At 58.9% G+C, this 20,584-nt stretch carries 26 protein-coding genes; 16 read left to right on the top strand and 10 right to left on the bottom strand.

From position 1 onward, the window contains the following. Positions 1-90: 90 nt before the first annotated feature. Positions 91-1,017, top strand: coding sequence for an alpha/beta hydrolase (locus tag CKW32_RS07885; RefSeq protein WP_032889428.1), 927 nt, complete (start codon positions 91-93; stop codon positions 1,015-1,017). A gap of 192 nt (positions 1,018-1,209) precedes the next feature. On the opposite strand, the gene CKW32_RS07880 is transcribed toward CKW32_RS07885, so the two are convergent. Next, on the bottom strand, positions 1,210-2,370 hold the full coding sequence (locus tag CKW32_RS07880; RefSeq protein ID WP_095184512.1) for an alpha-hydroxy acid oxidase: 1,161 nt from the start codon (positions 2,368-2,370) through the stop codon (positions 1,210-1,212). A gap of 121 nt (positions 2,371-2,491) precedes the next feature. Here CKW32_RS07880 and CKW32_RS07875 point away from each other — a divergent pair, with 121 nt between their 5' ends. Then, complete coding sequence (locus tag CKW32_RS07875; RefSeq protein WP_095184511.1) at positions 2,492-3,277, top strand: DeoR/GlpR family DNA-binding transcription regulator; 786 nt, start codon at positions 2,492-2,494, stop codon at positions 3,275-3,277. On the opposite strand, the gene CKW32_RS07870 is transcribed toward CKW32_RS07875, so the two are convergent. Then, positions 3,242-3,979: a DUF72 domain-containing protein gene (locus CKW32_RS07870; protein ID WP_241150244.1), complete on the bottom strand. Its 738-nt coding sequence runs from the start codon at positions 3,977-3,979 to the stop codon at positions 3,242-3,244. The two genes, CKW32_RS07875 and CKW32_RS07870, sit on opposite strands and share 36 nt — an antisense overlap. Next, positions 3,976-4,407, bottom strand: coding sequence for a DNA methylase (locus tag CKW32_RS07865; protein WP_095184510.1), 432 nt, complete (start codon positions 4,405-4,407; stop codon positions 3,976-3,978). The genes CKW32_RS07870 and CKW32_RS07865 overlap by 4 nt, the downstream gene beginning before the upstream one ends. A 340-nt stretch (positions 4,408-4,747) precedes the next feature. Between CKW32_RS07865 and CKW32_RS07860 the strand changes: the two genes are divergently transcribed. Further along, a complete protein-coding gene (locus CKW32_RS07860) occupies positions 4,748-5,308 on the top strand; it encodes a type 1 glutamine amidotransferase domain-containing protein (protein ID WP_032889437.1) in 561 nt (186 codons plus the stop codon). A gap of 62 nt (positions 5,309-5,370) precedes the next feature. On the opposite strand, the gene CKW32_RS07855 is transcribed toward CKW32_RS07860, so the two are convergent. Further along, positions 5,371-5,577 carry a PLDc N-terminal domain-containing protein gene (locus CKW32_RS07855; protein WP_095184509.1) on the bottom strand — a complete coding sequence of 69 codons (207 nt, stop codon included), beginning with the start codon at positions 5,575-5,577 and terminating at the stop codon, positions 5,371-5,373. A gap of 324 nt (positions 5,578-5,901) precedes the next feature. Here CKW32_RS07855 and CKW32_RS07850 point away from each other — a divergent pair, with 324 nt between their 5' ends. Both CKW32_RS07850 and CKW32_RS07845 read left to right on the top strand, forming a co-directional pair. Next, on the top strand, positions 5,902-6,378 hold the full coding sequence (locus CKW32_RS07850) for a hemerythrin domain-containing protein (RefSeq protein ID WP_032889441.1): 477 nt from the start codon (positions 5,902-5,904) through the stop codon (positions 6,376-6,378). A 61-nt stretch (positions 6,379-6,439) separates the two neighbouring features. Beyond that, the gene (locus tag CKW32_RS07845; RefSeq protein ID WP_095184508.1) at positions 6,440-6,721 is read left to right on the top strand and encodes a hypothetical protein; all 282 of its coding nucleotides are present in this window, start codon (positions 6,440-6,442) and stop codon (positions 6,719-6,721) included. Positions 6,722-6,845: 124 nt separating this feature from the next. Here CKW32_RS07845 and CKW32_RS07840 read toward each other — a convergent pair whose 3' ends face one another. Both CKW32_RS07840 and CKW32_RS07835 read right to left on the bottom strand, forming a co-directional pair. Beyond that, positions 6,846-7,391, bottom strand: coding sequence for a putative natural product biosynthesis protein (locus CKW32_RS07840; protein ID WP_095184507.1), 546 nt, complete (start codon positions 7,389-7,391; stop codon positions 6,846-6,848). Between the two features lie 62 nt (positions 7,392-7,453). After that, on the bottom strand, positions 7,454-7,837 hold the full coding sequence (locus tag CKW32_RS07835; RefSeq protein ID WP_032889447.1) for a DUF2946 domain-containing protein: 384 nt from the start codon (positions 7,835-7,837) through the stop codon (positions 7,454-7,456). Positions 7,838-8,018: 181 nt separating this feature from the next. On the opposite strand from CKW32_RS07835, the gene CKW32_RS07830 reads away from it, so the two are divergent. Together CKW32_RS07830 and CKW32_RS07825 are read left to right on the top strand one after the other, a co-directional pair. Beyond that, positions 8,019-8,624, top strand: coding sequence for an SCO family protein (locus tag CKW32_RS07830; RefSeq protein ID WP_032889449.1), 606 nt, complete (start codon positions 8,019-8,021; stop codon positions 8,622-8,624). Further along, complete coding sequence (locus CKW32_RS07825) at positions 8,624-9,106, top strand: copper chaperone PCu(A)C (protein WP_095184506.1); 483 nt, start codon at positions 8,624-8,626, stop codon at positions 9,104-9,106. The genes CKW32_RS07830 and CKW32_RS07825 overlap by 1 nt, the downstream gene beginning before the upstream one ends. Positions 9,107-9,116: 10 nt before the next feature. On the opposite strand, the gene CKW32_RS07820 is transcribed toward CKW32_RS07825, so the two are convergent. Beyond that, a complete protein-coding gene (locus CKW32_RS07820) occupies positions 9,117-9,446 on the bottom strand; it encodes a DHCW motif cupin fold protein (RefSeq protein WP_095184505.1) in 330 nt (109 codons plus the stop codon). A gap of 304 nt (positions 9,447-9,750) precedes the next feature. Here CKW32_RS07820 and CKW32_RS07815 point away from each other — a divergent pair, with 304 nt between their 5' ends. Together CKW32_RS07815 and CKW32_RS07810 are read left to right on the top strand one after the other, a co-directional pair. After that, complete coding sequence (locus tag CKW32_RS07815; RefSeq protein WP_095184504.1) at positions 9,751-11,460, top strand: Eco57I restriction-modification methylase domain-containing protein; 1,710 nt, start codon at positions 9,751-9,753, stop codon at positions 11,458-11,460. Positions 11,461-11,502: 42 nt separating this feature from the next. Then, positions 11,503-12,270: a PaeR7I family type II restriction endonuclease gene (locus tag CKW32_RS07810; RefSeq protein ID WP_095184503.1), complete on the top strand. Its 768-nt coding sequence runs from the start codon at positions 11,503-11,505 to the stop codon at positions 12,268-12,270. 61 nt (positions 12,271-12,331) lie between these two features. On the opposite strand, the gene CKW32_RS07805 is transcribed toward CKW32_RS07810, so the two are convergent. Continuing rightward, positions 12,332-12,796, bottom strand: coding sequence for a GNAT family N-acetyltransferase (locus tag CKW32_RS07805; protein WP_095184502.1), 465 nt, complete (start codon positions 12,794-12,796; stop codon positions 12,332-12,334). A gap of 205 nt (positions 12,797-13,001) precedes the next feature. Here CKW32_RS07805 and CKW32_RS07800 point away from each other — a divergent pair, with 205 nt between their 5' ends. From CKW32_RS07800 to CKW32_RS07790, 3 genes are all read left to right on the top strand, one after another. Then, a complete protein-coding gene (locus tag CKW32_RS07800) occupies positions 13,002-13,493 on the top strand; it encodes a GNAT family N-acetyltransferase (protein ID WP_095184501.1) in 492 nt (163 codons plus the stop codon). A 62-nt stretch (positions 13,494-13,555) separates the two neighbouring features. Beyond that, positions 13,556-14,755 carry a hypothetical protein gene (locus CKW32_RS07795; protein ID WP_095184500.1) on the top strand — a complete coding sequence of 400 codons (1,200 nt, stop codon included), beginning with the start codon at positions 13,556-13,558 and terminating at the stop codon, positions 14,753-14,755. 46 nt (positions 14,756-14,801) lie between these two features. Further along, positions 14,802-15,227 (top strand): GNAT family N-acetyltransferase, encoded by a 426-nt coding sequence (locus CKW32_RS07790; protein ID WP_095184499.1) that lies wholly within the window; start codon positions 14,802-14,804, stop codon positions 15,225-15,227. A 20-nt stretch (positions 15,228-15,247) separates the two neighbouring features. Here CKW32_RS07790 and CKW32_RS07785 read toward each other — a convergent pair whose 3' ends face one another. After that, positions 15,248-16,483, bottom strand: a complete 1,236-nt coding sequence (locus tag CKW32_RS07785; RefSeq protein WP_095184498.1) for a YgcG family protein — start codon at positions 16,481-16,483, stop codon at positions 15,248-15,250. A gap of 128 nt (positions 16,484-16,611) precedes the next feature. Between CKW32_RS07785 and CKW32_RS07780 the strand changes: the two genes are divergently transcribed. Together CKW32_RS07780 and CKW32_RS07775 are read left to right on the top strand one after the other, a co-directional pair. Next, on the top strand, positions 16,612-17,427 hold the full coding sequence (locus CKW32_RS07780) for an alpha/beta fold hydrolase (protein WP_095184497.1): 816 nt from the start codon (positions 16,612-16,614) through the stop codon (positions 17,425-17,427). Beyond that, positions 17,417-18,559 carry a PAS domain-containing sensor histidine kinase gene (locus tag CKW32_RS07775; RefSeq protein ID WP_095184496.1) on the top strand — a complete coding sequence of 381 codons (1,143 nt, stop codon included), beginning with the start codon at positions 17,417-17,419 and terminating at the stop codon, positions 18,557-18,559. The genes CKW32_RS07780 and CKW32_RS07775 overlap by 11 nt, the downstream gene beginning before the upstream one ends. Here the strand turns inward: CKW32_RS07775 and dapF are convergent. Then, positions 18,547-19,350 carry a diaminopimelate epimerase gene (dapF, locus tag CKW32_RS07770; protein ID WP_095184495.1) on the bottom strand — a complete coding sequence of 268 codons (804 nt, stop codon included), beginning with the start codon at positions 19,348-19,350 and terminating at the stop codon, positions 18,547-18,549. The two genes, CKW32_RS07775 and dapF, sit on opposite strands and share 13 nt — an antisense overlap. A gap of 79 nt (positions 19,351-19,429) precedes the next feature. On the opposite strand from dapF, the gene CKW32_RS07765 reads away from it, so the two are divergent. Next, complete coding sequence (locus tag CKW32_RS07765; protein WP_095184494.1) at positions 19,430-19,921, top strand: AAA family ATPase; 492 nt, start codon at positions 19,430-19,432, stop codon at positions 19,919-19,921. 121 nt (positions 19,922-20,042) lie between these two features. Next, complete coding sequence (locus tag CKW32_RS07760; RefSeq protein ID WP_032889474.1) at positions 20,043-20,546, top strand: sigma-70 family RNA polymerase sigma factor; 504 nt, start codon at positions 20,043-20,045, stop codon at positions 20,544-20,546. Positions 20,547-20,584: the final 38 nt, after the last annotated feature.

The raw sequence follows: 20,584 nt of genomic DNA, 5'->3' as shown, positions 1-20,584 counted from the left end.
AAGCAATCGCCGTGGGCGGCCGTCGAATTTATACCTGCCTGTGTAGGCCATCTGGTAAAACCCCAGCTTCACCTTTGTTCAGGAATCTTCATGCCCTCTCGTTTTCTATCGCGCCTGAGCCTGCGCTGGTTGCCCCTGCTGTGCATGGCGTTGTTGATCGTCGGCCTGCCGGTGGGGTGCAGCGTGCTGCAACACAAGGAGCGCGAACTGGTGTTTCGCATCGAACCGGGCACCGCCAGTTGGTACAGCGGCTTGCCCAAGGCGGTGCAGGAATTTGAACTCAAGCCCGCCAGTTTTAAGTCGGGGCAGAACATTCATGGTTGGTGGTACCCGGCGGACAAAAAGGACGCGCCAGCGATCCTCTACCTGCATGGCGTACGCTGGAACCTCACCGGGCAATTGTTCCGCATCGAGCAATTGCATGCCCTCGGCTATTCGGTTCTGGCCATCGACTATCGCGGCTTTGGCCAAAGCCGCGGCGAGCTGCCGTCGGAAACCACCGTGTACGAAGATGCGCGTATCGCCTGGGAACGTTTCCAAGTGCTGCAACCCGACCCGAGCAAGCGCCTGATCTACGGGCATTCCCTCGGTGGCGCGGTCGCCATCGACCTGGCTGCCGAACTGGGCAAGCAAACGCCTCGACCGGTGCGCGGCCTGGTGATCGAATCCACCTTTACCTCCCTGGCAGACGTAGCGACGGCGGTGGCCAACACGTCGTTGCCGGTGCGCTGGTTGCTGTCGCAAAAGTTTGATTCCATCGACAAGATTGCCGACATCCATATGCCGTTGCTGGTGGTGCATGGCCTCGACGACCGCTACGTGCCGCCACGCTTCAGCCAGCAATTGTTTGAAGCAGCCCAGGAACCCAAGCGGCTGTTGCTGGTGCCCGGCGCCAGTCATAACAACAGCATGAGTCTGGCCGGTCGCAGTTATCGCCAGGCTCTCGACAACTTGATGCAGGCCAAGATGCCCGCCCACGTTGTCACGCACTCCGCGGAGCGCAAGGGCGAGTCATAAAACAGCTTTTCGGCACTGGGTTCGCGCTTGGCTGTCAAGCGCAAACCCTGCCCATACTGGGCCTCGCTGAAAGTTGATCAAATATTGACCGCGGGCTAAATCGCCATACCCGCCGGGGTCTTGCAAAGTTATCCACAGAGATACCCACGGTTTTCGTGGACAACTCTTTTCGTATTTTTACGATGTTTTTGCTCAAACAATGCTTTCGGGAAAGGTCCCCGGCAGCAAAATCTCACGGTTCACATCGCGTATATCGTTATAGCCACACAGCGCCATCGACACGTCCAATTCACGGGCGATGATGTCAAGTGCCTTGGTCACGCCCGCCTGGCCCATCGCACCCAAACCATACAAATGCGCACGACCGATCATGGTGCCTTTAGCGCCGAGCGCCATCGCCTTGAGTACGTCCTGGCCGGAACGAATACCGCCATCGAGCCACACCTCGATACGCTCGCCTACCGCGTCGACAATCGCCGGCAACTGGCTGATGCTCGACGGCGCGCCGTCCAACTGACGGCCACCGTGGTTGCTCACCACCAAGGCATCCGCACCGGAATCAGCCGCCAGGCGTGCGTCTTCGACATCGAGGATGCCCTTGATGATCAACTTGCCGCCCCAGCATTTCTTGATCCACGCCACATCGTCCCAGCTCAGGCGCGGGTCGAATTGCTGGGCGGTCCAGGACGACAGCGAACTCATGTCCGCCACGCCTTTCACGTGCCCGACAATGTTGCCGAACCCACGACGCTGGGTGCCGAGCATGCCCATCACCCAACGCGGTTTGGTCGCCATATTGAGGATATTCGGCAGGGTCAGTTTGGGCGGCGCAGACAGGCCGTTGATCAGGTCCTTGTGCCGTTGCCCCAGGATCTGCAAGTCCAGGGTCAGCACCAGCGCATCTACGCCAGCGGCCTTGGCGCGTTCGATCAGTTGCTCGACGAAGCCACGGTCACGCATCACATACAGTTGGAACCAGAACGGCTGGCCCACCTGTTCGGCGATGTCTTCAAGGGAGCAGATGCTCATGGTCGACAAGGTGTAGCGCAGGCCAAACCTAGCGGCCGCGCGGGCGGTGAGAATCTCGCCATCGGCATGCTGCATACCCGCCAGGCCGGTGGGAGCCAGGGCCACGGGCATGGCCATGTCCTGGCCGATCATAGCGGTGCGGATCGAGCGCTCATCAATGTTGCGCGCCACCCGCTGGCGGAATTTGATCCGGGCAAAATCGCTTTCATTCGCCCGGTAGGTGCTCTCAGTCCAGGAGCCGGAATCGGCATAATCGTAGAACATCCTTGGGACACGTTTTTGCGCCAGCTTGCGTAAATCTTCGATGGTTGTGATCAACGACATCTAGGTCACCTCTCCCTGAACTGAGCGCAGAGAGTAGCCGCACCACGGTCGCTCAACCAGTGATTGCGTTTATATCTACGGGCGACTAATCTCGCACAAACCCGCAAAAAAGCGCAAAAACATGCACGACACTCATCAAGCCATCGACCTGCCTTCCCTTCGCAAACAGAAGATTCTGTTGCTGCTGGAGCGAGACGGCAAAGTCACCGCCTCGGAACTGGTGGAACACTTTGCGGTGTCTCAGGACACCATCCGTCGTGACCTCGGCGAACTCGCCGCCGCCGGCCTGTTGCAGCGCGTACACGGCGGCGCCCTGCCTCGGCCCAAGGACACAGGCAAAGATTTTTTCACCCGGGTCGGCGAGACCAATGACGCCAAACGCCAACTCGCGCAGTTGGCCGCACAGAGGGTGGAAGACGGCCAGATTGTGCTGTTCGATTCCGGCTCGACCACGCTGCAGATCGCCCAGTCATTGCCGCGCGCAATCCGGCTGACGGTGGTCACAACCTCACCGATGATCGCCATTGCCTTGGCCGACCATCCCAATGTGACCTTGATTCTGGCCGGCGGCCAACTCAACCCGGCCACGCTGTCCACCGGCGGCCACGAAGCCGTACGCCTGATCCAGAGCATCAAGGCCGACCTGTTGTTTACCGGCGTATGCGCATTGCATCCGCAAGTAGGCATCAGCTCGCTGCACTTTGATGAAGTCGCGGTCAAGCAAGCCTTGCTCGACAGCGCCTCCCAGGTGGTCGCGGTGACCATGGCGGACAAACTCGGCGCGGTGGAGCCGTTTGTGGTGGCGCCGTGCAGCCGGATTCACACGTTGATCACCGAGTGGCATGTGCCGAGTGTGGAGGCGTACGAGCAGCTAGGGTTGGAAGTGTTGCGGGTTGAGGTCGAGTAGGTACAAGGCATCAGCCACCGCATGGCCGCTGGCGGTGTTGTCGAAAATGCACCAGGTAGGAATGCCATCTGCAGCAGACCGGCTCAGGTGCCTTGCGAACCCGAGTACACGCTCCGGGCCATAGGCGCTGTGATAGATGCGCGGTGATCCGTGCAGGCGCCAATAGCGCACGCCTTGCCATCCCGCGCAGGTGGGCGTGGCGTCGATCACGGGTGGGTCGACTGCCACCCGTCCTATGTGCAAATCCTGCAACATCGCCTCAGCTGCCAGCCAACTGGCGTGGCGCGGCTCAAGCACCACATTGCCGGCAAAACATCGGCGAACAGCCATGAAAAAGGCGCTGGCACTGGAGGGCTCATAGCTCAATGAGGGAGGCAGTTGCACCAGCAGGCAGCCCAGGTGTTCACGCAGTGGCGCGCACTGTTCGAGAAACTCATCCAGCGCAGCTTCACAACGCTGCAGGCCCAACTCGTGGGTAATACGCTTGGGCACTTTCACCGAAAAACGAAACGCAGACGGCACGGATTGGCCCCAACGTGCGTACGTTTTCGGCAGGTGTGGACGATAGAACGAGCTGTTGATCTCCACCGCGTTAAAGCGCGACGCGTAGCGCTGCAAATGGGTGCCCGCGTCGCTGAACGCCGGCCAGTGCTCACGCGGCAAGCTCCAGCCCGCACAGCCGACGTACAACAAACCCGTCAAAACAGCACCGCCGCCGCATCGCGCATGAAAATCTCGATGGTCTTGGGACCTACGCCATCGAACTCGGCCAAGCGGTTCTCAAACGCCTTTCGGTCTGCACTGGCGCGACGTACGTGAGTGATCTTGCCCCCGTAATCGGCGTTCAGCTTCGCGCTGAGGTCCAGCAGCCGCTGCGCAGTAGATTCGTCGTAGCGTACGTAATGGGCACGCCCCAGCATTGCCACCAACTCTCGCGACGTACAGTGCTGCAACTTGCGGGCAGTGTCGCGCCCCTGCTGCTCCACAATCACCCTGTACGCCTGTGCGGCAATGGGTGCCTGGATTCGCTTGCCCATCAGGAAACTGGCGATAAACCACTTGAACAAACCGCTGTCGTCGTCAGGCTTGAGTTCGATCCCCAATTCAGCAGCGGTAATCGCGCGCGCCATGCTTATTGACCCCGCTTGCGATCAGCTGTGGCGGCTGAGTCTGCACTCTTCGGTGCCTCTTGCGAGCTTATACGGTCAGGTGTTTTAACGGCAGTTAGGGGAGCGGCCACGGTATCTCTCCAAGCAATTAAGGGCGCACAAAAAATCGCGTCCTGTGTAAAGCAGAGCCCTGGGTATTTCGATAGTTCAAGGAAATTTCAGCGTAGAAATCGGCGCAAAAAAATTTAAACCTTTTGCCCACGCGCGCCCTCAACAGTCAGGTATCGGCGAAGCTGAAATGGCCAGGAAGCGACAGGCCAGACACGACCATTAACCCCCTTCACCCAGGAGACACTCGACCATGACCTCGCAACTCAACGGAAAGAAAATCCTCATCATCACCTCCAACACCGGCATCGAGCGCGACGAGTTGCTCAAGCCCCTGGAAGCGCTGCGCGGTTTTGGCGCGACGGTGACCCACGCTTCTAGCAAGGGCGGCAGCACCCAAACGTTTGTCGGTGATACCGAAAAGGACAGGACCGTGGAATCCGAGGTGCAACTGTCGGATGTGCAGAGCAGCGATTTTGATGCGCTGGTGATCCCCGGCGGTACCGTGAACGCCGACACCCTGCGCCAGGACGCAGCGGCGCTGCGCTTGATCAAGGACTTCGCCGCCGACGGCAAAACCATTGCGGCCATTTGTCATGGGCCGTGGACGCTGATCGACGCGGGCGTAATCAAAGGCAAGACGTTGACCTCCTACAAAAGCGTCCGCATCGACCTGGAAAACGCCGGCGCTGCCGGTTGGGTCGACGCCGAGGTCAAGCAATGCAACGCCAATGGCTGGACCTTGATCACCTCCCGTACACCCGACGATTTGCCGGCATTCAATGAGGCGATTGCCAAGGCGCTGGCTGGCTGATATCCGGCACCTGAACGTAAACAGGCGCCCATAGGGCGCCTGTTTGCTAACGGCCTTAGGCGTCAGCTCTTGCGGTGTTCCGGCATCTCGCGTTTGGGCCCGAACATCGCCCATGCGATAAGGCCCAGCAACGGCACAAAGATCAGGATCACCAGCCACAGCCCCTTGGTCTCCCAGCCACCGGTACTGCGCAATACGACGTTAATTGCCCACAATTCCAAGAGCAGCAGAATTACCGCCAAACCGATCCAGACATAATTTATTTCCATGATTCACCTCCTGAGGTCTAAGGGTTAGGTCAAGCATTCCCCCCAAGGGTTCCATCGAAATTACGCCAGGGCGCTCTCGCCCAATGGTTGCGGCACATGCCGAGCCACCTCCGTCTGTCCAGTGCGCAGGTAGAAGCGGGTTTAATGCAACCTGGTTGGGGACCGACCATGCAAGCTGCACGACACAGGTTTTCTAAAATCAATCTCAACTTATTGATTCGAATGACGTTTAACCGATCATCCATGATGGTCTGACTTATGCAATTTCCTACCAGACAACGCGCGCACCTCGACGCGCCCGTACCCTGACTGTGAGGTTTCATCATGAATGCCATCGACCTGCTCAAAGCCGACCATGAACGTGTTAAAGCATTGTTGACCCAACTGAGCGAATCCACCGAACGCGGGGTTAAAAAGCGCACCGAGTTGCTGGCTAAACTCGAAATGGAAATCAGCCTGCACACCAAGCTTGAAGAAGAGATTCTGTACCCGGCGTTCCGTAAAGCCGGCGGCAAGGAGCAGGACATCATGTACCACGAAGCCAAGGAAGAGCATCGCACCGTCGACTCGCTGGTGCTGCCTGACCTGAAGCAGACGGAGCCGTCCACCACCGAGTTTTCCGGTCGGGTGAAGGTGGTCAAGGAACTGCTGGAACACCACATTGAAGAAGAGGAAACCGAGATGTTTCCTCAAGCGAAGAAACTGCTGGGCAAAGCTCTACTGGAAGAACTGGGTGAACAAATGCAAGCCATGAAGGCCGCGCATAAGAAGGCGATGGCGGACAAGCCAATGGCTGCGTGACGCACCCGTCGACCCGTGGACAAGTCCACGGGTGTGTTCGATGAATCAAGAGGATTGAATCATGACGAATAGACAAAGGATCGTGCTTGCACTCTGCCTGACGGCTCTTTCAGGCCAACCCGCCCTCGCCGCTTTCGGCGACAACCCGACACCTGCAGCCAATGTTGTTGCAGGCGACGGGGCTGCAGGCTCCGCGCTGCCACCCGGCACGTACCCGAGCAGCCCGGCCGACAGCGGCAAAAAAAGCCAGGACACCGTCAAACAGCCGGACAAAACTCCCAAGCCTGATGACCGCGACGATAGAGACAAAGACCGTCAGCAAAAACCGCGCACCGGCAGCTGACAGCTCAACCGTAATCGGCAGCGCAGCCTGTCAGTCAGCGCGCGCTGTTCCGGGCCACGCCACCGACGCTGCGATGTGCTGCACCATTTGGTGCCAACGCAATACGCACGCGCCTTGATACCGATCAAGGCACAGGCAACCAGCCGTTGAAGCGTCCTTGGGCGTTCAACGGGCACCAGGCGAAATCCCATGGCGAAGGTGGCAAGGCTGAGGGTGCAGCGTCGGCGAATATCGCTTGCTTGCAATCGAACACCGTCATCGATTGCCAGGCCAGGACTACCCCCTGCGCGTGGCTGGTATCGGTGTTGACCCAACACGCTGCGGCGGCCGCCATGAACGCTTCGATGGGTTCATCGTCGATGTGCTGGCGATACGTCGAGCTCAGCAACCAGCGGCACACATTCAGGTGGTAGGTCCAATCCTGCGCGGGCTGGTTGCGATAGGCCCAGGTCATAAAGCTGCGGAACAGGTTCAAGCCCTCGGGCGGGTCGAGCTTGAGCAGGGCTGGGCAGATATCGAACAGGGTGTGCCAGTAGGGCAAAAGGCGTGCATCCAGGTGCACGAAGCAGCGGGAGTTACTCGGGTATTCAGCCCGCGCCGGTTCCGCGCGCAGGCGACGGGACGCCTTGCTGATCAGGCGACTGGCGCCTGCAGGCAATTGTTGGTTCATGAAATGCACTCACAGTCGTGACGATAGAACGCCTCCTGGTCACAGGAAGCCCAAGGCACACGTCAGAATGCGGGGGAAGCGCGGGGATTGGCCGAGGGCCAGGCATGGCGCGGCGGCGCCTTGTTGCGTTGTTCATGGGCCGGGCGCGGGGTTTGTCCGAGGCCCAACAGCCACGCCAGTCCAATCAGGAACACGAGGGCGACCGTCAGCGAGGCGCACACCGGGCAGGCAAAGTAGTTCGAGATGTTGCTGGAAGACGGGCTGCCCAACCCTTTGTCGGAAAGTGGCGCCTGCTTACCGTCCACCGAACAGAACGCGCCGCCGATCCCATTGAGCTCCTGGCCCATCATCTGGCCATGGCCCAAACCGCACACGAACAGGTTCATCAGTACGCAGAAGTACAGGGTCCAGACGATTGGCGAACGGTCGGGGTGGCTCGATTTCATGGCGGCGACTCTACCACCGAAGCCGCAAAGGGATGAAATACGGCGGCCCCCTGTGGCAGAACGTCGCAGATTACGTGCCATCGCCAGGGTTGGTAGACTTGGCGCCCTCCTCGTTTACTCCTTTTCAAAGCCTGATGTGTAGATCCAGAGCAATGCAGGCGTTTCACAGGATGCACAGTTGATGAGTACGTTATTCACCCGCCGCAAGGTCCTGACCGGCATGGGCCTGCTGGGTCTGGGCCTGCTGACCGGTTGTGACAACAGCCCCAGGTTGAACTTCAAGTACGGCAAGGACTTGAGCGACAAGATCATGGGCCGCACCTTCAAGCTCAAGAACACCGAGGGCGACACCGTCACCCTCAGCTCCTACCGTGGGCTGATGCCGGTGGTGTTCTTCGGCTTCACCCAGTGCCCGGCCGTGTGCCCGACCACCCTCGCCCGCGCCGCCCAAGCCAAGAAGCTGATGGGCCGCGACGGCGAGATCATGCAGGTGATCTTTATCACCCTCGACCCGGAACGCGACACACCGGAGATTCTCGACAAGTACGTCAAGGCCTTCGATCCGAGCTTCGAAGCGCTGTACGGCACCCCCGAAGAAATCGCCGTGGCCGCCAAGGAGTTCGGGATCTTTTATGAAAAGATCCCCGCCGGCGACACCTACACGCTGTCCCACACGGCCACCAGTTTCGTCTTCGACACGCGCGGCAACCTGCGCCTGGGCCTGCAAGCATCCCTTACCGCAAAAGAGTGCGCAGAAGACCTGCTCACCGTCATGGAGGTCTGCTAATGACTGCCGTTCAACACCTCAAGCGCTTCACCTTCGGCCTCGCCCTCTTGGGTTTCGCCGCCCACGCCAGCGCCCAGGTGCAAGTGACCGACGCCTGGGTGCGCGCCACGGTGCAGGGCCAGCCGTCCAGCGGCGCGTTCATGACCGTCACGGCCGACAGCGACAGCAAGTTACTGCGTGTGGCATCGCCGGTGGCAAAGGACGTGCAGATCCATGAAATGAGCATGAAAGACGACGTCATGCGCATGGGCCCGGTAGACGCAGTGGCCTTGCCCGCAGGCAAGGCCGTCACACTCGACCCGAATGGCTACCACGTGATGCTGATGGGCCTGACCGGGCAGATCAAGGAAGGCGACCAAGTACCGCTGACCCTGACGGTGGAAAACGCCAAGGGTGAACAGCAGACCGTGGAAGTGACCGCGCCAGCACGTGGTTTGGATGGTGTGGACCATAGCCATATGGACCACAGCAAGATGCACTGACCGTGCTGCATCAATCCACGATAAACAGCTTCGCCCCAACGCTCGTCGATGAGCGATGCGCTTCCATGTCATTACCTACCTGGTAACTCATCCCGGTCGTCAGCGTGAACTGACGGCCGTCTTCCAACTCCGTGTCCAACTCGCCTTCCAGGCACAACAACACATGCCCGCGTTTGCACCAGTGATCGGCCAGGTAGCCGGGGGTGTACTCCACCATGCGTACACGAGTGTTTCCGAAATGGCAGGTGCGCCACAGCGCATGGCCGGTAACGCCGGGGTAAACGACGGGGTCGATGGCGGACCAGTCGGTGGTGCCAAAGGGGACAGCGGTGAGGTTCATGGGGGGCTCAGTCGTGAGTTGTGGTGGAGGAAGGCTATCGGCCTGCAACGGTAGGCGACAGACACAGATCCCATGCTTTTGTGGGATACAGGTGGCGACGCTTGTTATCCTGCCGGTCTTGTTCCCGTGGATGCGCGCTGATGCAGCCGGTTCCCAGAAGCCATCGCCTGAAGTCCATGGGACAGGCCTCTTTTCCCACATTGCTTCATGTATCCTAGAGCGTCCCGTAGGCTGCTCCACGCCGCCTACGCACACGAGGCTCGCACGACTTCTGCGCCCCGTTTAGCAATCAATGAGATGAACCATGCCCTCCCAACCCATTTATTTTCAGCCCTCCCTACTTGAGTGCCCTATCGCTTCGGCGACAGAAGCTCTGGCGTCTGGCGGCAGCTCTGAAGCATTGGGGGCATTTTTCACCCGCGCTGAAGTCGTTAATTTTATTTTAGACCTCGCTGGGTATACCAGTGATCGCCCCTTGCATAAGCTCAGGCTGATGGAGCCGTCTTTCGGCAGCGGCGACTTTCTTTTACCAGCCATCGAACGCCTGATCACTGCCTGGAATACAAACGGTGGCGACGAATCCGAAATCGAGGATCTGTCTAACGCCATTCGCGGCGTTGAACTTCACCGAGATACCTTTCAAAGCACCTACACAGCGGTCATCAACCTGCTTGTACAGCGTGGCTTATCATCCGACTCAGCCAAGACACTCGCCAGCACTTGGCTGATTCAAGGTGACTTTTTACTTCTGCCATTCGAGGGTGATTTCGATTATGTAGTGGGTAACCCGCCCTACGTCAGGCAAGAGTTGATTCCTGCCGCTCTGCTTGCAGAATACCGTAGGCGTTATCAAACGCTCTATGACCGAGCTGACCTCTATGTACCGTTTATCGAGCGCGCCCTTTCCCTGCTATCTCCCCGCGGTCACTTAGGATTTATATGCGCGGATCGCTGGATGAAAAATCGGTACGGTGGTCCGTTACGCCGATTAGTCGCTGAAAGCTTTCACTTGCAGATCTACGTTGATATGACTGATGTCCCGGCATTTCATACAAATGTCGTGGCTTATCCTGCAGTGACGATCATCAGCCGTGAAAAATCCGGAACGACCAGAGTCGCGCATCAACCCAATATAGAGGCTGCATATTTAGCGGACCTGTCAGCCAGGCTGCTATCAAAAGATCGGCCGAACGAGGCCAATGGAGTACGAGAGCTGGCCAAAGTCCCTAATGGCGCAGATCCATGGTTATTAGACTCCTCCGACCAACTGAACCTTGTGCGCAGATTAGAAACCGAATTCCCATGTTTAGAGGGCGCGGGTTGCAAGGTCGGGATAGGCGTCGCTACGGGTGCGGATAAAGCCTTTATAGGCGACTTCAACACTCTGGACGTAGAGCCAGACCGCAAACTCCCACTCGCAACGACAAAGGACATCACTACGGGAGAGGTCCTGTGGAAAGGAGCAGGCGTTATTAACCCTTACAAGGACGACGGAGGGCTCGTCGACCTGTCGGACTACCCACGCCTGAAAAAGTATCTGAACGCCAGAAGAGAAGTTATCGAAGCGCGCCACTGCGCAAAAAAAGCACCTGCCAACTGGTATAAAACCATTGACAGAATTACTCCCTCCCTCGCAAAAAAACCAAAGTTGCTTATTCCTGATATCAAAGGTGAAGCACACGTCGTATATGAAAATGGCGAGCTTTACCCGCACCATAATTTATACGTCGTCACTTCCGACTCATGGAATTTAAGGGCGCTTCAAGCGGTATTGCTGTCTGCTGTTTCACGGCTGTTCGTGGCCACCTACTCGACGAAGATGAGAGGTGGTTTCATGAGGTTCCAAGCTCAGTACCTGCGTAGAATTAGGCTTCCCTCCTGGGACAGCATACCTTCCGAGCTCAGAGCCGAACTTATCGACGCCGCACAGAACTTAGATTTGAAAGCGTGTAATGCCGCGACGTTCAAAATGTACGGAATGAGCCCTGAAGAAATCAAGTGCATCGGCGGATAGCCCCGTCAGCCAATATATTCTCCAAAATCATAAGGAATTAATATGGAACTCAGCTGGTTAGACGAGCGGGTGACAGACGCGATCGTTAAGTTCTGGACAGTCCGAGACGGTGGCAAAGGCGTTCTCGGTGGAAAAACTCTCAATGCTTTCGTTCACATAATTGAACATGTAGTGAGAGAAAGCGGCCTGGCAAATGCAAAGGCCTACATCGGAAGAAACACATCGCAACTTCCTGGCTTTTTTCGGCCACACAAATCTTGGGATGTCGTTGTAGTGGATGACGGCAAGCTTATCGCTGCCATTGAGTTCAAGTCTCAGGTAGGGTCAATCGGCAATAATTTTAACAATCGTACCGAGGAAGTCTTAGGTAGCAGCCTGGATCTTCGTACAGCCATAGAAGAATCCGCATTTGGCGAAGACGCAAATATATTCACCGGTTACATCATCGTGGTTGAGGATAGCGCCGCTAGTCGCGCCACACCCAACATCAATATGTCATTTTTCCCCGTCATGCCTGGCTTTCTGCTGGATGAATCCGTTAGAGATGTATCTTATACCCGCCGCAAGGACGGAACCCACCCTCGAACCAAGGGCATCTCCTATATCGACCGTTACGACTTAATGTGTAAACGCCTTATGATGAAAGGGCTATACACCGCAACAGCGCTAATAGCGTCACCCAACGAACCTAAAACCAGTGGCACTTACTCAAATGTAAGTGCATCAACAAGCGTACAAACCTTTATGTTGAAGCTGTCAAAACATTGCGAAGTCGTCCAGAGCATCAACATCCAAAACAGCGAAGCTTAAATAAATCAAGCGCCAATTAGAGGATGTAAACGTATTACCTTTTGGCGCCGTTCAAGCCGCGCTAAATCCGCTTAGTCATCGGTATACACGCCAACTCCAGCCCCGACGGCGAGCGGTAGATCGCCGGCTGCTCCCCCACATAGCCGCATGCCCGATAGAAACTCGCCGCATTCAACGTCGCATCCAGCACCACCTCTGCTAACTCCAGTTCCCGCGCAAGCGCCTCAAGATGATCCAGCATCGCCTTGCCGTACCCACGCCCGGTGAACTGCGGCAGTACAAACAACGCGCCCACTTCATTGTTGTCGAGGTCGAGCATGCCGGTGGCGACCGGTTCATCGTTTACCCAGCCGAGGTAAAACGGTTTTTCCATCAACGTGCTGTAACCATCGTCGGCACTGCCGCGAGTCCAGAGCGCCATTTGCTCAGCGGTGTAGGCACCGATGCATTGGCTGCGGATGGCTTCGCGGCGGATGTCAAAAGCGGCGTTGGCGTCTTCGGGGGTGGCGCGTTTTATTTCCAGCACAGGGTCCTTCCTTTATGCGTGTTGGTGACTTCAAGGCCTGATCGATACCTTGGAGCCAGACGTGTTTTTTATATTAGCGCGATCGAGTGGCGCGATGCTGGGGGCAGTGCAACAGTCAGGATGTCGCGACATACACCGTAGACTGTGCCACGTGGCGGGTTTGTATCTATCATGTGCCCTTTCAATCAATGCCCCAGGAACCTGCATGCCCTCCCTCACCCTGCGCAACGCCCTCCCCGCCGACGCTGCCCGTTGCTTTGAGATAGAAATCACTGCCTACGAAGGCGACGAAGCCGCGACCCTGGAGAAGATCGCCACGCGCATTGCGTTGTACCCGCAAGGCTTCCTGATTCTTGAAGCCGATGGCGAGGTGGTGGGATTTATCAACAGTGGCTGCGCCCATGAAGTGGTGATGTCGGACGAGGCATTCAAGGAGTTGGTGGGGCATGCACCCGAGGCGCCCAATGTGGTGATCATGTCGGTGGTGGTCGACCCAGCGCATCAGGGCAACGGCTATTCCACGGTGTTGATGAGCGAGTTTGTGCAGCGCATGAAAACGCTAGGCAAACGGACCATTCACCTGATGTGCAAGGAGCGGCATGTGCCGTTGTATGCGCGACTGGGTTACACCTATGTTCGGCCTTCGCCTTCGGATCACGGCGGGATGGCGTGGCATGAGATGGTGATGGCGCTTTAACGCTCAGCCCAACATGCTCCGGGTACATCACCGCTATTTTTGTCCAGGGAAGGAATCACCTCGTGCTCAACGCAACACCGCCCACCTTTCAACAAGCTGTTAAGAAAAACCTCAAACGAATGGCCATCTATTGGGCGCCCCTCAGCGTTATTTTCGCGGGGCTGGGCACATTGCTGGGGTTTTATACGCTGTCCACCTACGCGACTGCGATAGGCCGCCCGGACCTGATGGCCGCTGCGCTGGAGGCCAAGTCGGCGCTGATTCCCTGGCTCGCCGCCGTGGCCGGCATGCTGGGGGTGTACCTGTTCATTCTGTTATCGACCACATTCCTGTTCGGGCTAACGATGTCCTTGTTCAGTGATGCGGCGTCCCAACAGCGCAAATTGGTGGGCATCCTATTTGTGCCGGTATTGAGCGGTATCCTTGCAATGCTGTGGCACAGCTTCAAGGGGCCTTCGTTGAGCGGTGACGACACGCTGCTCTATACCCTGGTTGGTCTTGCCGCCACCTTGTTTGGCCTGGTGGCGTTACCCGGATTCCGCGTTGCCGTCGACATCTGTGCAACCTTTGCGAGTACCGCAAAACCTCGCAGCTGGCCGGTACGGGGATTGTTCATCCTCATGCTTGCATTGTTGCTGATTGCAACGGTGTTCTCTGCGGTATTTCCCGCCAGCTTGATCTACAGCGCCTATGCCGACAAAGACACGCTCGACGGCATGAACCGCTTGATGTTTATCTCGATGTTCGCCACCACCGTCCCCCTACTGCCCGTGGTGGTGTTCTATGTTTGCAAGGGGGACCTGTTCAAGCGCCTGTTCTTTAGCCTGCTGGCAGTGGTCGCCTGCGCGGCAATGGTCATTGTTGTTGCACCGGGAAGTTCTGCCTCCATCGTTTATTCGGCGGCGCTTGCCATGAAGGCGCGTGACCCGGTGGAGGCCAGGTTCTGGCTGACAAAAACCTGGGCCACGGAAGATTTCGATACGCAAATCTGGGGCGAGGTCGAAGAATTGCGTGGTCACCCCGTGGTACGCGCATTCCCACTGTTTTCCTTCGGCGATGTGCTGCTTTTGTGCCCAACCCGCCTGATCAACAAAACGCTCAAGGAGTGGCCGGAACATTCCGACTACTGTGTGCTCACTCAAAGCAGCAACGCGATTCGCACACCCAGGAAGTCGGCGCCGGCAATAGACACTGCAACGCCCTCTGGAAACAAAACAGGACAAGCATCACCCGAACACTCATCAGACGCCTCGCCCCACTGAACCACGGGCCAGCGCCAAGGTTAGGCACAACACGGACGCCATCGCGATGCAGCATGCTCAGATTGAAATCAGCGACCAACCCAACCCCGACGCCGAGCGTATCCTGAGTAGCGGCCTGGCCGCCTTCAACGAACAGGCCGCCGGTTACCATGACCGGCGCCCTTTGACGGTGTTGATCAGAGACCCGCACACCCAGGAAGTCTTGGGAGGCATTACGGGTAGAACAGCGTTCGGCATGGCCTTCCTTGACCTGTTTCACCTGCCCGACTCCCTGCGTGGCACGGGCCTCGGCAGCCAGTTGCTGCAAGCTTTTGAAGACGAAGCTCGGCGTCGGGGCTGCCTGAATGCGGTGCTGTACACCATCAGCTTTCAGGCGCCGGGGTTTTACGAGAAAAATGGATGGGTGCGGTTTGGGGAAATACCCTGCGCGCCCCAAGGCAGCAGCCGCGTTTTTCTCTCTAAACAGCTGTAACGGTCAGGGCCTCGTCAGGCTTACCAACTCCCCGAAGCCCCGCCGCCGCCACTGGAACCGCCGCCCCCCGAGGAATTGCTGGAGCTGGAGCCACTGGAGCTGGAGCTAGAGCTGGAGCTGGAGCCACTAGAGCTGGAGCTTGAACCGGAGCTCCGACTCGAACCCGCCCCGGAACTGGCAATGCTCTGCACAAACACAATAAACGCCACGAAGGAGGCCACGGGGATCGCCACGATCCAGCCCTGGTAACCGTGCCCCAGCAGTATCCCTGCGGCAACGTAGACAGCCGTGACCGCCAACGCACGCAGGAGGAAAAAGCGCGGGCTCTTTTTCCAGGATGCTTTGATGACGAAGTACAACCCAAGGTATAAGCCCAGCACTAACGCCCCGCCAAACGGCCAGACCAGCCAATGGACATAACTGACCTCTACAAACCGGTTGGCTATCACCACACCGACGACATAGGCCAGCACCCCCATCACGCAGTAGAACGCCGTGCGCGCCAGCCACAATGCGCCGAAGGTGGCGCCGCCAATCAGGATGCTCAGCGGCAATACCAGCAGATACACCGGCCATTCCCGGCCACCGGCGAACACCACTAGCAACACGGTGACGGCTGCCGTGGCGATTAACGCCCCGCGCCAACCCAGCTTGCGCGCGGCCATCAGCACGCCGCCAATCGCACCAACGATAAACGCGAGCAACACCGCGATGGCCTCGGGCGCAACGCCGGGGGCTGTCACCTGAGGCAACTCTCCGCCGTCCACCAGCACGACCAGATCGTCCACGCCTTGGCTGATGCCGCCCACGTAGTCGCCCCGACGAAACGCCGGCGTGATGTGCTCCTCAATGATGCGGTGGGCCAACAGGTCGGTGACGGTGCCTTCCAGGCCGTAGCCCACTTCGATACGCACCTTGCGATCAGCCTTGGCCACCACCAGCAGGATGCCGTCGTTGACGTCCTTGCGCCCCAGTTTCCAGGCGCGGAACAGTTGGTTGGCGTAATCCTCGATGCTCGCCTCGCCAGTGGAGGGCACCAGCAACACGGCCACCTGGGCGCCTTTGCGTTGTTCGAGGGCGGCGAGCTGCTCTTTCAGACGAGTGGTGGTGCTGGTGTCGAGGGTGTTGGTGAGGTCGATCACCCGCTGGTCAAGGGCGATGCCAATCGGCGAGGTGTCAGCCTGGGCGCTGATTAACGGGCTGGTGAACACCACTACCAGCAGAATCGAGAGAGATTGCCGTAACCACCGCATCATGTTTGTTACCTGAAGTTTCTTCCTGAAGGCGCCGACTTTACCTTATCAGCGCTATAACGCGTGACCCCACGCCGATGACTATCTAAACTGCCGCGTATATAGCAATACGCCATAATTTCGGGACCCACATGGACCTACGCCACCGCAACAACGTTACTGTGATGGGCCGTGGGGCTTCGACCCTGGTGTTTTCCCATGGATTCGGCTGCAACCAGGCCATGTGGAAATACTTGGCACCGCAGTTTGAAGAACGCTTTCGCGTGGTGATGTATGACTTGGTGGGCGCCGGTCTGTCTGACCTGAGCGCCTTCGACAAGGCCAAATACAACGTGCTGGAAGGCTACGCCCGCGACCTCAACGAGATCATCGACGCCTATGCCGAAGGCCCGGTGATTCTGGTGGGGCACTCGGTCAGCGCGATGATCGGCACCCTCGCCGATCGCCTGAGCCCGGGCCGTGTCGCTGCCCATGTGATGATCGGTCCCTCACCGCGCTATATCGATATCGATGACTACGTAGGCGGCTTCAAGCGCAGCGATATCGACGACCTGCTCGACACCCTCGACAGCAACTACCTCGGTTGGTCCAGCGCCATGGCTCCGGTGATCATGGGCGCGCCTGGGCAACCAGCGCTGAGTGACGAACTGACCGACAGTTTCTGCCGCACCGAACCGGACATCGCCAAGCAATTCGCGCGCGTCACCTTCATGTCCGACAACCGCCAGGACGTGATCGGCCTGACCACCCCGGTGTTGATCCTGCAATCGAGCGACGACCTGATTGCCCCCGTGGCCGTGGGCGAATACCTGCACCGCGTGTTGCCCAACAGCACCTATTGCCTGGTGGCTAACGTCGGCCACTGCCCCCACATGAGCGCGCCGCAAGCCTGTGCGGCGGCCATGGACACATTCCTCGCGCCTTGGGCGGTTTCCCGTGCCCACTGAGCTGTTCGACAGCGCCGCCTGCGCCCTGGCCGTCACCTCGGAAGACGGCACGATCCTGCAAGCCAACGCGCGCTTCAGTGATTGGTTGGGGTTCAGCAATGCCGAGTTGTGCGGCCATCGCTTCCAGGACCTGCTGACCATAGGCGGGCGGATCTTCCACCAGACCCACCTGGCGCCGATGCTGCGCATGCACGGCAGCGTCACCGAAGTGAAGTTGGACATGCTGCACCACGACGGGCACAAGGTGACCGTGCTGCTCAACGGCAACAAACGCGAACAGGCCGGCGCTGTAGTGCACGACCTGGCGTTGTTCGGCACCACCGACCGGGACAAGTACGAGCGGGAGTTGCTCAACGCCCGCAACCTGGCCGAAGCGCTGCTGCAGGAAAAGACCGCTACCGAACTGGCGCTGCACCAGGCACAGGCCGAACTGAGCGAGGCCTACGCCATTGCCCAGCGCCGCGCACTGTTTGCCGAGCAGATGGTTGCGATTGTCAGCCATGACCTGAAAAACCCCCTTACGGCGATCCGCATGGCGTCGGACTTTCTCAACCGTGGCGAGCGCACCGCCAAAGAACGCCAGCTACTTGGGCATATCGGCCAATCATCCGAACGCGCCCAACGCATGATTGCCGACCTGTTGGACTTCACCCAGGCCCGGGTCGGCCAGGGCATCAGCATCAAGGCGGCGCCGCTGGACCTGCATGACGTGATTCATCGCACGGTGGATGAGCTGCGTGTGGCATTCCCCAAAGCGACGTTGGAGCATCAGGCCAAAGGCAGTGGCGGCGCGTGTCTGGACGCAGACCGTGTGCAGCAGATCATCGGCAACCTGGTGGCCAACAGCGTGGCTTATGGCGACCCGCTGCTGCCCATCACCATCACCTCGAACCTGGGTGATGGCGCGTGTGAAGTCGCCGTGCACAACCACGGCCCGGCAATTCCCGAAGCCTTGCTGACCGGGCTGTTCGAGCCCATGACCCGCGGCACCGACCAGGGCAGTGACGTACGCAGTGTGGGCCTGGGGCTGTATATCGTGCGCGAGCTGGCCAAAGTGCATGGCGGCGATGTGGCGGTGAGTTCCTGCGCCAACGCCGGCACCACGTTTACGGTGAAGTTTCAGGACAGATAGACACTGCCCTGCATGATCGGCTCGACACTGCCGGTCAACACCACGCCGCCCTCGCCCGCCCAGTGCACGGTGACCGTGCCGCCATCGCACTGCACCTGCACCGTGGCATCCAGCAAGCCGCGCCGGATGCCATTGACCACCGCCCCGCAACAGCACGAACCGGAACCCAACGGCACGCCACCGCCACGCTCCCAGATGCGCAGGCGGATATGCCCACGATCCAGCACCTGCACAAAATGCACATTGGTCCTGGCCGGGAACAACGGATGAAGTTCCAACGCCGGGCCTATTGCTGCCACATCGATGGCGTTGATGTCGTCGACAAAAAACGTGCAATGGGGATTGCCCATACTGCACGCCGCCGGGCTGCCGTCGATCGGCAAGGTGCCCGTATCCATGGCCTCGGCCAGCGGCACTGATGCCCAGTCCAACGACGGCTCGCCCATGTTCACCGACACCCGCCGCTCCGACTCGCGCACGCAGGTCAGCAGGCCACGGTCAGTGCGCAGCACAACCGAATCGCCGCCGATTTCATGCATCAAACGGTCGGCCACGCCTCGGGTGGCGCTCCCGCAGGTTTGCAGCGCTGTGCCGTTGGGGTTCCAGAACTTGATACGCGCGACGGCATCTTCGCAATCAAGCACCACGGCCAGTTGATTGAAGCCGATGCCAGTGTGGCGATTGCCCAGGCGGCGGGCGATCTGTGGGGTGATCGGGTCGTCCAGGCCACGGCAGTCGACGATGATGAAGTCATCGCCATGGGCGTGCATTTTTACGAACTGCAAGGGCATGGAGTGTCCTGGGGTCGACCTGTGGAAGAAGTGGAGGATACCCTGAACCCGCCCCTGTGACCTATCGAAGGACCGAACCATGCTTATCGTCTTCAGCGGCTTGCCCGGCACCGGCAAGACCACGATTGCCCGCGAACTGGCACGCCGGTTCAATGCGGTTTACCTGCGCATCGATGTCATCGAGCAAGCGCTTCGCGATGCAGCTGTGGTGCCGGGCGCCAGCGGCTATGGCGTGGCGAACGCTCTGGGCTTGAGCAACTTGCAGTTGGGGCATACGGTGGTCGCCGACTGCGTGAACCCGGTGCAGGAAAGCCGCGCGGCGTGGCGAGCAACTGCCGCAACGGCGGGGGTGGCGTTGGTCGATATCCAAATCGTTTGCTCTGATACGCGCGAGCACCAACGCCGCGTCGAAAGCCGTGAGAGCGATATTCCAGGGCTAATCGCGCCGAGCTGGCCGTCGGTCTTGGTTCATGAATACGAACCTTGGAATGACGCGCCATTGACGGTCGACACCGCCCAGATCGATGCGGCGCAGGCTGTTGAAAAGCTCCTCAAGCACTTGCGCCGTTGATTGCCGCGCAACAAAAGCGATCAAGTTGTTGATAACCATTATCAACCACCGCTAAACTCCGCGCCCTCTCACTTCCCAGTCTGTGCCACGCGGCACAGTCGCGCGCAGGCAGCTGACTCTCTTGGCGGATGAAAAACTCCAGCTTTACCTGACCCACCGGGCCGCGCTGCTGGACTATGCCACGCCCATCGTGGGCTGCCGCGCGCGCGCCGAGGACGTGGTGCAGGAAGCCTGGTTGCGTTTCAGCGGCCAGGATGAGCAGGCCGATATCCGCCACCCGGCCAGCTACCTGTACCGCATCGTGCGCAACCTTGCCCTGGACCTGACGCGCCGCACCGCCACCGAGCGGGTGCAGCCTGGTGGCGACGAATTGCTCAACGACTTGCCCTCCAGCAGCGCCTCCCCTGAGCGTGAAGTGAGCAGCCAGAATGAATTGGAAGCCATCTCCCGCGCCTTGGCCCAATTGCCCGAGCGCACCCGCCGCGCTTTTGAAATGCATCGGCTGGGCGGGTTCACGTTGCAACAGGTAGCCGCCGCTTTGGGGGTGTCGACTGCATTGGTGCATCAACTGGTTCACGACGCGCTGCGCCACTGCATGGACTGCCTGGAGGTGGACGATGACTGAGCGCACCAAAACTTTTCTGAAAAAAAACTCTGCTGATG

It is taken from the genome of Pseudomonas sp. Irchel 3H9 (genome assembly GCF_900187495.1).
Lineage (GTDB): Bacteria > Pseudomonadota > Gammaproteobacteria > Pseudomonadales > Pseudomonadaceae > Aquipseudomonas > Aquipseudomonas sivasensis.
The sequence above is the reverse complement of the archived record's forward strand: the minus strand, read 5'-3'. Positions and strand labels throughout refer to the sequence as shown.

Bases quoted from the DNA above. Each gene is read 5' to 3' on its own strand.
- CKW32_RS07885 (WP_032889428.1), top strand. From the start codon at position 91: ATGCCCTCTCGTTTTCTATCGCGCCTGAGCCTGCGCTGGTTGCCCCTG.
- CKW32_RS07765 (WP_095184494.1), top strand. From the start codon at position 19,430: ATGCTTATCGTCTTCAGCGGCTTGCCCGGCACCGGCAAGACCACGATT.
- CKW32_RS07785 (WP_095184498.1), bottom strand. From the start codon at position 16,483: ATGATGCGGTGGTTACGGCAATCTCTCTCGATTCTGCTGGTAGTGGTG.
- CKW32_RS07880 (WP_095184512.1), bottom strand. From the start codon at position 2,370: ATGTCGTTGATCACAACCATCGAAGATTTACGCAAGCTGGCGCAAAAA.
- CKW32_RS07810 (WP_095184503.1), top strand. From the start codon at position 11,503: ATGGAACTCAGCTGGTTAGACGAGCGGGTGACAGACGCGATCGTTAAG.
- CKW32_RS07825 (WP_095184506.1), top strand. From the start codon at position 8,624: ATGACTGCCGTTCAACACCTCAAGCGCTTCACCTTCGGCCTCGCCCTC.
- dapF (WP_095184495.1), bottom strand. From the start codon at position 19,350: ATGCCCTTGCAGTTCGTAAAAATGCACGCCCATGGCGATGACTTCATC.
- CKW32_RS07845 (WP_095184508.1), top strand. From the start codon at position 6,440: ATGACGAATAGACAAAGGATCGTGCTTGCACTCTGCCTGACGGCTCTT.
- CKW32_RS07830 (WP_032889449.1), top strand. From the start codon at position 8,019: ATGAGTACGTTATTCACCCGCCGCAAGGTCCTGACCGGCATGGGCCTG.
- CKW32_RS07780 (WP_095184497.1), top strand. From the start codon at position 16,612: ATGGACCTACGCCACCGCAACAACGTTACTGTGATGGGCCGTGGGGCT.
- CKW32_RS07790 (WP_095184499.1), top strand. From the start codon at position 14,802: ATGCAGCATGCTCAGATTGAAATCAGCGACCAACCCAACCCCGACGCC.
- CKW32_RS07865 (WP_095184510.1), bottom strand. From the start codon at position 4,407: ATGGCGCGCGCGATTACCGCTGCTGAATTGGGGATCGAACTCAAGCCT.
- CKW32_RS07800 (WP_095184501.1), top strand. From the start codon at position 13,002: ATGCCCTCCCTCACCCTGCGCAACGCCCTCCCCGCCGACGCTGCCCGT.
- CKW32_RS07820 (WP_095184505.1), bottom strand. From the start codon at position 9,446: ATGAACCTCACCGCTGTCCCCTTTGGCACCACCGACTGGTCCGCCATC.
- CKW32_RS07855 (WP_095184509.1), bottom strand. From the start codon at position 5,577: ATGGAAATAAATTATGTCTGGATCGGTTTGGCGGTAATTCTGCTGCTC.
- CKW32_RS07815 (WP_095184504.1), top strand. From the start codon at position 9,751: ATGCCCTCCCAACCCATTTATTTTCAGCCCTCCCTACTTGAGTGCCCT.
- CKW32_RS07875 (WP_095184511.1), top strand. From the start codon at position 2,492: ATGCACGACACTCATCAAGCCATCGACCTGCCTTCCCTTCGCAAACAG.
- CKW32_RS07850 (WP_032889441.1), top strand. From the start codon at position 5,902: ATGAATGCCATCGACCTGCTCAAAGCCGACCATGAACGTGTTAAAGCA.
- CKW32_RS07860 (WP_032889437.1), top strand. From the start codon at position 4,748: ATGACCTCGCAACTCAACGGAAAGAAAATCCTCATCATCACCTCCAAC.
- CKW32_RS07835 (WP_032889447.1), bottom strand. From the start codon at position 7,837: ATGAAATCGAGCCACCCCGACCGTTCGCCAATCGTCTGGACCCTGTAC.
- CKW32_RS07840 (WP_095184507.1), bottom strand. From the start codon at position 7,391: ATGAACCAACAATTGCCTGCAGGCGCCAGTCGCCTGATCAGCAAGGCG.